The 9,482-nt window shown below is 73.1% G+C and carries 12 protein-coding genes; 2 read left to right on the forward strand and 10 right to left on the reverse strand.

The genetic code is table 11. The features are described from left to right. Nucleotides 1–445 (forward strand): CAP domain-containing protein (locus JNW98_RS32380; protein WP_223771877.1); only part of this gene is annotated, 445 nt, incomplete at its 5' end. A 136-nt stretch (nucleotides 446–581) separates the two neighbouring features. On the opposite strand, the gene JNW98_RS32385 is transcribed toward JNW98_RS32380, so the two are convergent. Next, nucleotides 582–1,166: a flavodoxin family protein gene (locus JNW98_RS32385; protein WP_223771878.1), complete on the reverse strand. Its 585-nt coding sequence runs from the start codon at nucleotides 1,164–1,166 to the stop codon at nucleotides 582–584. Between the two features lie 130 nt (nucleotides 1,167–1,296). Here JNW98_RS32385 and JNW98_RS32390 point away from each other — a divergent pair, with 130 nt between their 5' ends. Further along, nucleotides 1,297–1,710, forward strand: a complete 414-nt coding sequence (locus tag JNW98_RS32390) for a winged helix-turn-helix transcriptional regulator (protein WP_223771879.1) — start codon at nucleotides 1,297–1,299, stop codon at nucleotides 1,708–1,710. Between the two features lie 19 nt (nucleotides 1,711–1,729). Here the strand turns inward: JNW98_RS32390 and mutM are convergent, their stop codons facing one another. From mutM to JNW98_RS32435, 9 genes are all read right to left on the reverse strand, one after another. Then, nucleotides 1,730–2,596 carry a bifunctional DNA-formamidopyrimidine glycosylase/DNA-(apurinic or apyrimidinic site) lyase gene (gene mutM / locus JNW98_RS32395; RefSeq protein WP_223771880.1) on the reverse strand — a complete coding sequence of 289 codons (867 nt, stop codon included), beginning with the start codon at nucleotides 2,594–2,596 and terminating at the stop codon, nucleotides 1,730–1,732. 92 nt (nucleotides 2,597–2,688) lie between these two features. Further along, nucleotides 2,689–3,564, reverse strand: coding sequence for a ribonuclease III (gene rnc / locus JNW98_RS32400; protein WP_223771881.1), 876 nt, complete (start codon nucleotides 3,562–3,564; stop codon nucleotides 2,689–2,691). Between the two features lie 19 nt (nucleotides 3,565–3,583). Next, entirely contained in the window at nucleotides 3,584–3,757 is a 174-nt protein-coding gene (gene rpmF, locus JNW98_RS32405) for a 50S ribosomal protein L32 (protein ID WP_003951102.1), read from the reverse strand. A 2-nt stretch (nucleotides 3,758–3,759) separates the two neighbouring features. After that, nucleotides 3,760–4,356 carry a YceD family protein gene (locus JNW98_RS32410; RefSeq protein WP_223771882.1) on the reverse strand — a complete coding sequence of 199 codons (597 nt, stop codon included), beginning with the start codon at nucleotides 4,354–4,356 and terminating at the stop codon, nucleotides 3,760–3,762. Between the two features lie 242 nt (nucleotides 4,357–4,598). After that, nucleotides 4,599–5,717, reverse strand: coding sequence for an ATP synthase subunit B family protein (locus JNW98_RS32415; RefSeq protein ID WP_223771887.1), 1,119 nt, complete (start codon nucleotides 5,715–5,717; stop codon nucleotides 4,599–4,601). Between the two features lie 131 nt (nucleotides 5,718–5,848). After that, the gene (gene coaD / locus JNW98_RS32420) at nucleotides 5,849–6,361 is read right to left on the reverse strand and encodes a pantetheine-phosphate adenylyltransferase (RefSeq protein ID WP_223771883.1); all 513 of its coding nucleotides are present in this window, start codon (nucleotides 6,359–6,361) and stop codon (nucleotides 5,849–5,851) included. Further along, on the reverse strand, nucleotides 6,358–6,972 hold the full coding sequence (rsmD, locus tag JNW98_RS32425; RefSeq protein WP_223771884.1) for a 16S rRNA (guanine(966)-N(2))-methyltransferase RsmD: 615 nt from the start codon (nucleotides 6,970–6,972) through the stop codon (nucleotides 6,358–6,360). The genes coaD and rsmD overlap by 4 nt, the downstream gene beginning before the upstream one ends. A 124-nt stretch (nucleotides 6,973–7,096) precedes the next feature. Next, the gene (locus JNW98_RS32430; RefSeq protein ID WP_223771885.1) at nucleotides 7,097–7,540 is read right to left on the reverse strand and encodes a cupin domain-containing protein; all 444 of its coding nucleotides are present in this window, start codon (nucleotides 7,538–7,540) and stop codon (nucleotides 7,097–7,099) included. A gap of 113 nt (nucleotides 7,541–7,653) precedes the next feature. Further along, nucleotides 7,654–9,482, reverse strand: a 1,829-nt coding sequence (locus JNW98_RS32435) for an ATP-dependent DNA helicase RecG (RefSeq protein ID WP_223771886.1), incomplete at its 5' end; no start/stop codon positions are given.

Here is a 9,482-nt window from a genome sequence, read left to right on the forward strand (position 1 = left end):
GGCGACCGCCCGGCTGCGGGCCGACGACGCGGCCGAGCGGGCGTCCGCGGAGGCCGTCGCCGACACCCGGGGCGCCGCGGCGCGGACGGTCGTCGCCCTGGTCAACGCCGAGCGGGCGAAGGCCGGCTGCCGGCCGCTGCGCACGGACACGCGGCTCACCTCCCTCGCCCAGTCGATGAGCGAGGACATGGCGCGGCGCGGCTTCTTCGACCACACCGACCCGGACGGCCGCTCACCCTGGGACCGGGCGGCCCGCCACGGCGTCCGGAACCTGGGCGGGGAGAACATCGCCCGCGGCCATGCCGACGCGCACGCGGTGGTCGACGCGTGGATGCGCAGCGCGGGACACCGGCAGAACATCCTCAACTGCGACTACCGGACGCTCGGCGTCGGCGTGCAGCGCGGCGCCGGCGGCCCGTGGTGGACGCAGGACTTCGGGTACTGAGGGGACTTCGGGTACGGAGGCGGTTTCCCGCACGTACGCCGGCGGGCGGACTGTGTCCCGGGATTCCGGGACGGGTCCGCCCGTCGGCGTGTGGGGGGGAGCAGCGGGTCGGCGCCGTGGGGGGGGCGCGCCGCCGTCAGAGGGCGGCGCGGCCTGCCGCGAAGACGCGGGCCTGCTCGGCGACCCGGCGGCCGAGGTGGGCGGCGGTCTCGATGTCGGCCTTGTGCACGCCCTCGGGGCCCTGGTCGTTGTTGCTCTGGGCCGCCGCGCCGAGGAAGAAGCCGAGGCGGTTGAGGTCGTTCTCCGACGCCTCGGAGGTGTTCCAGCCCGGGTGCAGGCCGAGGCTCACCCAGTGCATGCCGTGCTGGCCGGCCAGGATGCCGAAGAACTGCAGGGTGTGCAGCTTGTCGCCGCTCTTGGAGCCGGAGTTGGTGAAGCCGGCGGCCAGCTTGTCGCGCCAGGCGTGGGTGAACCAGCGCTTGGAGGTCGCCTCGGCGAAGGTGTGGAAGGCGCCGGAGGCGGTGCCCATGTAGGTCGGCGAGCCGAAGACGATCGCGTCGGAGGCGTCGAGCAGCGCCCACTGCTCCTCGGTGATCTTGTCGACCTCGATCAGGTGGACGGTCGCACCGGCCTCGGCGGCGCCGGCACGGACGGCCTCGGCGATGACGGCGGTGTGGCCGAAGCCGGAGTGGAAGGCGATCGAGACAACGGGCGTGGTCATGGTGGTCTCCTGAGGCAGGGCAAAGGGGGGCCGATCGACCCCTGCGGGCCGGTTCGATAACCAAAGGAAAGCACTAACTTTTGGTTAGCGCAACCCATAGGGAAGCGCTGTGGACGAGTAGGCTGGGCCCATGACAGCCGACGGCACCGCAGCACCGACCAGGAAGATCACCTGTACTGAGGCGCTCGCCTTCAACGTCTACGCCCGCGACTGCCCGTCCCGGGAGACGCTGTTCGACATCACCGGCCGCTGGGGCACGCTCGCGCTCACCGCCCTGCTGGAGAGCACGCTCCGCTTCAACGAGCTGCGCCGCCGCGTCGAGGGTGTGAGCGAGAAGATGCTGTCCCAGACGCTCCAGACGCTGGAGCGGGACGGCCTGGTGCACCGCACGGCGCAGCCGACCAATCCGCCGCGGGTGGACTACGCCCTGACGCCGATGGGCGAGGAGGTCGCCGAACGGCTGCTGGCCGTGATCCAGCTGGTGCAGGACCGGCAGCGGGACATCGAGGCGGCGCGGGAGAAGTACGACGCGGAACGCGCCTGACGCGGTCCCGCCGGAGACCTCAGACGCGCGGCGGGCGCTGACAGCGCGGGCAGAAGTAGCTGGACCGGTTCATCCAGGGGCTGCGCCGCATGGCCGTGCCGCAGCGCCGGCAGGGCTCGTCCTCCCGCCCGTAGGCGTCCAACGAGCGGTCGAAATAGCCTGATTCGCCGTTCACGTTGACGTAGAGGCTGTCGAAGCTGGTGCCGCCGACCGCCAGCGCCTCGTTCATGACCTCGCGGATGTGCGTGACGAGCTCGGCCGTGCGCGGGCGGGTCAGTCCGGCCGTCGGCCGGTCGAAGTGCAGCCGCGAGCGCCACAGCGCCTCGTCGGCGTAGATGTTCCCGACCCCGCTGATCAGCGACTGGTCGAGCAGGGCGCGCTTCACCGTCGTACGGCGGCGGCGCAGCGCGGCGTGGAACGCGGCCTCGTCGAAGGCCGGGTCCAGGGGGTCCCGCGCGATGTGGGAGATGACGTCGGGGAGCGCCTCGTCGTCGCCCGGCACGGTGTCGTGGAGCGAGAGTCCGCCGAAGGTGCGCTGGTCGACGAAGCGCAGCTCGGTGCCGGCGGCGTCGTCGAAGCGGAAGCGGATCCGGAGGTGCTTCTCGTCGGGCGCGTCCTCGGGCTGGACGAGGAGCTGGCCGCTCATGCCCAGGTGGGCGAGGACGGCCCGGCCCGAGGGCCCCTCCAGCGGCAGCCACAGGTACTTGCCCCGGCGCCGCGCGGGCCCGAGGCGCTCCCCGGTGAGCTGCGCGGCGAAGTCGGCGGCGCCGGCGGGGTGCCGGCGGACGGCCCGGGGGTGCCGGACCTCGACGGAGGCCACCGTACGGCCGCACACCCAGGCGGCCAGCCCGCGCCGGACGACCTCGACCTCGGGCAGTTCGGGCACGGTGCTCCTCCGGGAACGGTTCGGGCGCGGACGGGTGGGGACGTGAAACGGCCGGCCCGGGGCGCGGGAAGCGCTCCGGGCCGGCCGGTGTCTCACTGCGTGGCGGGCTGCGCTCCGCCTGCCTTGTCCTGCTGCTTCGCGGCCTTCGCCGGCGGAGCGGCCTTGGCCGACGGGGCCGGCTTCCCGGTCCGTTCGGCCTCGGCCGCCTCGGCCCGGGCCTCGGCCGCGCCGTGGATGGCGCGCCAGGCGGACTCGGCCGCCTGCTGCTCTGCTTCCTTCTTGCTGCGGCCGGTGCCGGTGCCGTACTCGACACCACCGACGCGGGCAGCAGCCGTGAAGGTCTTCTCGTGGTCCGGACCCGTCTCGGTGACGAGGTACTCGGGCACGCCCAGCCCCTCCGTCGCCGTGAGCTCCTGGAGGCTGGTCTTCCAGTCCAGGCCGGCGCCGAGGTTCGAAGACTTCTCGATCAGCGGATCGAAGAGCCTGTGCACCAGTTCCGCGGCGGCGTCGAGCCCCTGGTCGAGGTAGACGGCACCGATCACCGCTTCCAGGGTGTCGGCGAGGATGGAGGCTTTGTCACGGCCGCCCGTCCCCTCTTCACCCCGGCCGAGCCGGATGAAGGAACCCAGGTCGAGACCGCGTCCCACCTCCGCCAGCGCCCGCGAGTTGACCACCGCGGCCCGCAGCTTGGCCAGCTGGCCTTCGGGCAGGTCGGGGTGGATGCGGTACAGCGTGTCCGTGACCACCAGGCCGAGGACGGAGTCACCGAGGAACTCCAGCCGCTCGTTGGTGGGCAGACCGCCGTTCTCGTAGGCGTAGGAGCGGTGGGTCAGCGCACGCACCAGAAGGGCGGTCTCGAGTCTGTACCCGAGCCGCCCTTCCAGAAGCGTGTGAGACGAGGCTGCGTCCTGTGGCGCCGGTCCGGATCCTGTCCCGCGTCCGCGGGACGGCGTATTGGCGTCTGACATGGAGCCTGTCACCCGCCGATCAGACCTCGAGGACCTGGCGCTTGTTGTAGGTGCCGCAGCTCGGGCACGCGATGTGCTGCTGCTTCGGCTCGTGGCAGCGCTCGCACGCCACCAGGGTGGGGACCGCAGCCTTCCACTGCGACCGGCGGTGGCGCGTGTTGCTGCGCGACATCTTCCGCTTCGGAACAGCCACGGCTACTTCTCCTGTGAGTCATCCCCGGCGGGCCGGGGTGCGTTGTCCATCTCGCCGTCCTGGTCGGATCCGGCGAGTCCCTGCAGTGCCGCCCAGCGAATGTCGTGGACGTCGTGGTGGTGGTCCGGGTCGTCCGCCAGCCGCGCTCCGCACTCGGAGCACAGGCCGGGGCAGTCTTCCCGGCACACCGGCTGCAGCGGCAGTGCGAGCACCACCGCGTCGCGCAGCACGGGTTCGAGGTCGAACAGGTCGCCCTCGAGGAAGAGCGTGTCCTCCTCGTCCTCGGCGTCGTCCTCCGGTTCCGCCACGGGGCGGTTCCGGCTGTCGGCGTCGGGGTAGGAGTACATCTCCTGGAAGTCCGCTTCGAGCTCTCGCTCCAGCGGCTCCAGACACCTTACGCACTCCCCGGTGAGCGGTGCACGGGCGGTGCCTGTGACGAGCACCCCTTCCATGACCGACTCCAGTCGGAGGTCGAGCTCCACGGTCGCGCCCTCGGCGACCCCGATGACCTCGATACCGAGGTCGGCGGGGGCCGGGATCGAGCGGGAGAGCCGCTTCAGCGCACCGGGACGCCGGCCCAGCTCGTGCGTGTCGAACACGAGGGGGGCGCGGTGATCGAGGCGGGCGTTCAGGGCTTCCTGCTTTCTACGCTGCGGCGATGGCGGCCCGTATCCACATGTCGTACGACACTCGTACGCCACGCCGCGGGCAGCCGGGATCGCGAATGTACGCGCGACCGAACAGTCAGGATACTGGACGGCCCGCTCCTGGCCCAATCGTGCCTTTCCGGCCGACCTCGGACGGTCGGGAAGGCCGCCCAGGCGCCACCGGAAGGACCGGCTCAGCGCCCCTGCTCGTAGCGCCTGAGCTGCTCCAGGTCGATCATGCTCGTGTCGAAGAAGCTGGTCTCGTCGAGCGCGCCGCCGCCCTGCGGCGGGACGACCGCGCCTTCCACCGGAGCGCCGTGCGGGGCCTGGTGGCCCGGATATCCCTGATCACCGTACGCCGGCCCCTGCCCGTACCCGTACCCCTGGCCCGCGTCCTGGGCCTGCCAGCCGTAGCCGGCCTCGGCCCCGGAGTGGCCGCCGGTCGCTCCCGCCGCGTACGGGTCCGCCTGCCCGGGGTACGGCTGCCAGCCGTAGTCCGTCGCCGCCTGCGGGTACGCGGCGGCCGGCTCCTGGGGGGCGGCCCAGCCGGACCGGGCCTCGGCGGCGGCCGGGGCCGGGTGGGCCGCGAGCTCCGCCAGGAAGTCGGCGTCCGTGGCGGGGCGCTCGGCCGGGCGACCCTCCTGGGCGGCGTCCTGAGCGGCGAGGTGGGCGCCCAGCTCGTCCACCGGGCGGGCGCCCAGCAGCTGCTCCCGGCCGCGGCCGACGGCCTCCAGCGTCTTCGCCAGCACCGCGGAGACGGCCGTGAGCTTGGCGTCCACGTAGGCGTCGGCGTTGTGGCGCTGGGTGGCGGGGTCGCCGCTGCGCTCGGGGGTCCCGGTGCCCTGGGGGTCCTCGGGGTCGTAGCCGTCGCCGAGGCCGAGGAGCTTCTCACGGCCGCGCTCGACCGAGCCGCGGGTCTTGGTGAGGACGACCTCGAAGTTGGCGAGCTTGCCGTCCACGTAGTCGTCGGCCTGGGCGCGGATCACGGCGGCCTCCCGGCGGGCCTCCGCGAGGATGCGGTCGGCCTCCTCGCGGGACTCCCGGGCGACCTCGGTGTCGGAGATCAGGGAGCCGCGCTGGGCGCGCGCGGACTCGATGATCCGCTCGGCCTCCTCGCGGGCGTCGGCGACCATCCGTTCCCGGCCGCCGATCAGCTCCCGCGCCTGCGCGAGGGAGTCCGGCAGGGCGGCCCGCACCTCCTCCAGGAGGCCGAGCAGCTCGGCCCGGTTGACCACGCAGGACGCGGACATGGGCAGCGAACGGGCGCCGGAGACCGTCGCGACGATCTCGTCGAGCTTCTTCTGGACGTCCACCTTGACGCTCGCCACTCTCTCCGGGACGACGGCTACGAACGCCACGACTGTACGGCCGCCGGGCGCCGCCCGGCGGCTACTGACGAGTCGTCAGTTCCGGGTGGCGGGCCGGTGGCGGGCCGGGTGCCGGTTCAGCCGCGCGCGAGGCGCTCGGTGAGGGCCTCCAGGACGGCCGGCGGCACCAGGTGGGAGACGTCGCCGCCCCAGGCCGCGACCTCCTTGACCAGGCTGGAGGAGAGGAAGCTGTAGGTGGGGTTGGTGGGGACGAACAGGGTCTCGACGCCCGAGAGCCCGTTGTTCATCTGGGCCATCTGGAGCTCGTAGTCGAAGTCGCTGACCGCGCGCAGGCCCTTGACGATGGCCGGGATGCCGCGGTCCTTGCAGAAGTCGACGAGGAGGCCGTGGAAGGACTCCACCTCCACGTTCCCGTACTCGGCGGTGACCTCGCGGAGCAGGTCTATCCGCTCGTCCACCGTGAAGAGGCCCTGTTTGGATTTGTTGATCATCACGGCCACGTGCACGACGTCGTACAGCCTGGAAGCGCGGGCGATGATGTCGAGGTGTCCATTGGTGACGGGGTCGAACGACCCCGGACAGACGGCGCGGCGCAACAACGGTGGTTCCTCGCTCTCCGGTGCGTTCATGGCGTGCGTGACGTGCTCGGATTCGGAGCGGTGTCGGTGCTGCACGCCGAGGCGGCGCGACCGTACCAAAGCGTTCCCTCGCCGTAACGACGGGCCCTCAGCCCCTCGAAGCCCTCGGGCCAGTGGAACGTGCCGCCGCGGGTCGCGCGCTCGACGGTGACCAGCGCGTCCTCGGCGAGCCAGCCGCCGGTGCGGAGTGTGAGGAGGATCTCCCGGAGTTCGTCATCCGTGACCACGTAGGGCGGGTCGAGGAAGACGATGTCGTAGGGGGCGGCCGGGGCGGGCCCCGCCGCGATCTGCTCGGCCCGGCCGGTGCGCACCTCGGCGCCCGGCAGGCCGACGGTCCGGACGTTGTCCCGGATGACCTTGGCCGCCCGGGCGTCGGCCTCCACCAGCAGCGCGTGCCCCGCGCCGCGCGACAGCGCCTCCAGGCCGACGGCGCCCGACCCGCCGTAGAGGTCGAGGACGCGGGCCCCGTCCAGCGGGCCCAGCAGGGCCGTCCAGGTCGAGAACAGGCCCTCGCGCGCCCGGTCGGAGGTCGGACGGGTGCCGGTGCCGGGCGGTACGGCGAGGCGGCGTCCGCCGGCGGTGCCGGCGATCACGCGGGTCATGGGGCTCGGGTCCTTCGGGGTGCTCGGCGGAGGGCGGCGGGGGTTCGCCGCTGCCCTCAGCGTAGGCCGTGCCCCGGGGGCCCGCCCCGGGGCTCTCCCCCGCGCCGCCTACTCCCCCGCGCCCCTACTCCGCCGGGATCTCGGTCAGCTGGTAGAGCTCGGGGACCGAGACCTTGATCGGCTCCTGCGTGGTGCGCGCGATCACGACGACCACCGGCTCGTCCGCGGAGGGGTTCTCCTCCCGGTGCGGGACGAACGGCGGGACGAGGAGGAAGTCGCCGGGGTGGGCGGTGATCCGCACCTCCTCGGTGCCGTCGTGGAAGACGAACACCGGGTGACCGCTGACCACGTAGATGCCCGCCTCCGAGGCGCCGTGGTGGTGGTTGTCGGTCGCGCTCAGCGGCGGGTTCTCCACCATGCCCATCCACAGCTTCCTGGAGCCGACGGTGTGGCCGCTGATGGCGGCGTAGCCGTCGAGCTCGCCCGCGCGGACGTGGTGGACGCGGTTGTTGGGCCGCGCGTCCCCGTCGGTGCCCGGCGTGGTCGCGGCGTTCTGCTGGACGGTCATCGTCTGCCTCCCTGATCGCTGGCGGCCCCTGTCGGCCGGGCATCAGACTGCGGCGGCCGTATCCGGACGAGCAACGTTTGTTGCGCGATTGGCAACACGCGCCGCTCCCGGGATCACCCCTTGTCCAGGTACTGCTCCCGTTCCTCGTCCAGCAGGGCGTCCAGGGCCGTGCGGAGCTCCGGGAGGGACTCCAGCTCGGGGTCGGCGGCGACCACGGCCGCCGCCTCGTCCCGCGCGGCGGCGATGACCTCCTCGTCGTCGATGACGGTGAGCATCCGGAGGGAGGACCGGACGCCGGACTGGGCCTGGCCGAGGACGTCGCCCTCGCGGCGCTGTTCGAGGTCGATGCGGGAGAGCTCGAAGCCGTCCAGGGTGCCGGCGACCGCGCCGAGCCTGGCCCGGGCCGGGCTCGCCTCGCCGGCCTCGGTGACCAGCAGGCACAGGCCGGGAGCGGAGCCGCGGCCGACCCGGCCGCGCAGCTGGTGCAGCTGCGAGACGCCGAACCGGTCCGCGTCCATGATCACCATCACGGTGGAGTTGGGGACGTTCACGCCCACCTCGATCACGGTGGTGGCCACCAGAACGTCCACCTCGCCGGCGGCGAAGCGGCGCATGACGTCGTCCTTGGCCTCGGGCTGCATCCGCCCGTGCAGCACCTCCACCCGCAGGCCGGCCAGCGGCCCCTTCGCCAGCTGCCCGGCGACGTCGAGGACGGCGAGCGGCGGCCGCTTCTCGGGATCGTCCGGCCCCTCGGCGGCCTGCTTCTTCCCGCCCTTGGGGCCGCCCTCCTCCTCGTCCCCGATGCGCGGGCACACCACGTACGCCTGGTGGCCACCCTCGACCTCCTCGCGCACCCGCTCCCAGGCGCGGGTCAGGAAGTGCGGCTTGTCCTTGGCGGGGACGACGTGGGTGGCGATGGGCGAGCGGCCGGCCGGGAGCTGGTCGAGGACGGAGGTCTCCAGGTCGCCGAAGACGGTCATGGCCACCGTGCGCGGGATCGGCGTGGCCGTCATCACCAGCAGGTGCGGCGGCTGCTTTCCCTTCGAGCGCAGCGCGTCCCGCTGCTCGACGCCGAAGCGGTGCTGCTCGTCGACGACGACCAGGCCCAGGTCATGGAATTGCACCTTGTCCTCGATCAGGGCGTGGGTGCCGATCACGATCCCCGCCTCGCCGGTGGTCAGGTCCAGCAGGGCGCGGCGGCGCGCCGGGGCGCCCATGGAGCCGGTGAGGAGGACGACCTTGGTGCCCTGTTCCGCGCCGCCGAGCAGGCCGCCCTCGGCGAGCTCGCCCATCATCTCGGTGATCGACCGGTGGTGCTGCTGGGCCAGCACCTCGGTGGGCGCCAGCATCGCCGCCTGCCCGCCCGCGTCCACGACGGCGAGCATGGCGCGCAGCGCGACCATCGTCTTCCCGGACCCCACCTCGCCCTGGAGCAGCCGGTGCATGGGGTGCTCGGTGGCCAGGTCGTCGAAGATCTCGGCGGAGACGGTGCGCTGGCCGTCGGTGAGGGTGAACGGCAGCTTGGCGTCGAAGGCGTCGAGCAGGCCGCCGGGCGCGGGCTTGCGCGGAACGGCCGGGAGCTGGGTCTCGGCGTGCCGGCGACGGGCGAGGGCGACCTGGAGGACGAACGCCTCGTCCCACTTGAGGCGGGCGCGGGCGTCGTCGATGTCGGCCTTGGTGCGCGGCCGGTGGACCTTGCGGAAGGCGTCCGGCAGCTCGGCCAGGCCGCGGCCCTCGCGGAGCGCGGGCGGCAGGGGGTCGACGAGGCCGCGCCAGCCGTCGGCCTCGAAGAGGTCGAGGAGGGTGTCGACGGCCTTGGTGAGCTTCCAGGACTGGAACTGCTTGCAGGCCGGGTAGAGCGGCAGCAGCCGGCCCGCGAAGTCGGCGGCGGCGTCCGCGCCGCTGTCCCGGTCGAGCAGCTCGTAGTCGGGGTGGAGCAACT

Source organism: Streptomyces huiliensis, from assembly GCF_020037025.1.
GTDB lineage: Bacteria > Actinomycetota > Actinomycetes > Streptomycetales > Streptomycetaceae > Streptomyces > Streptomyces huiliensis.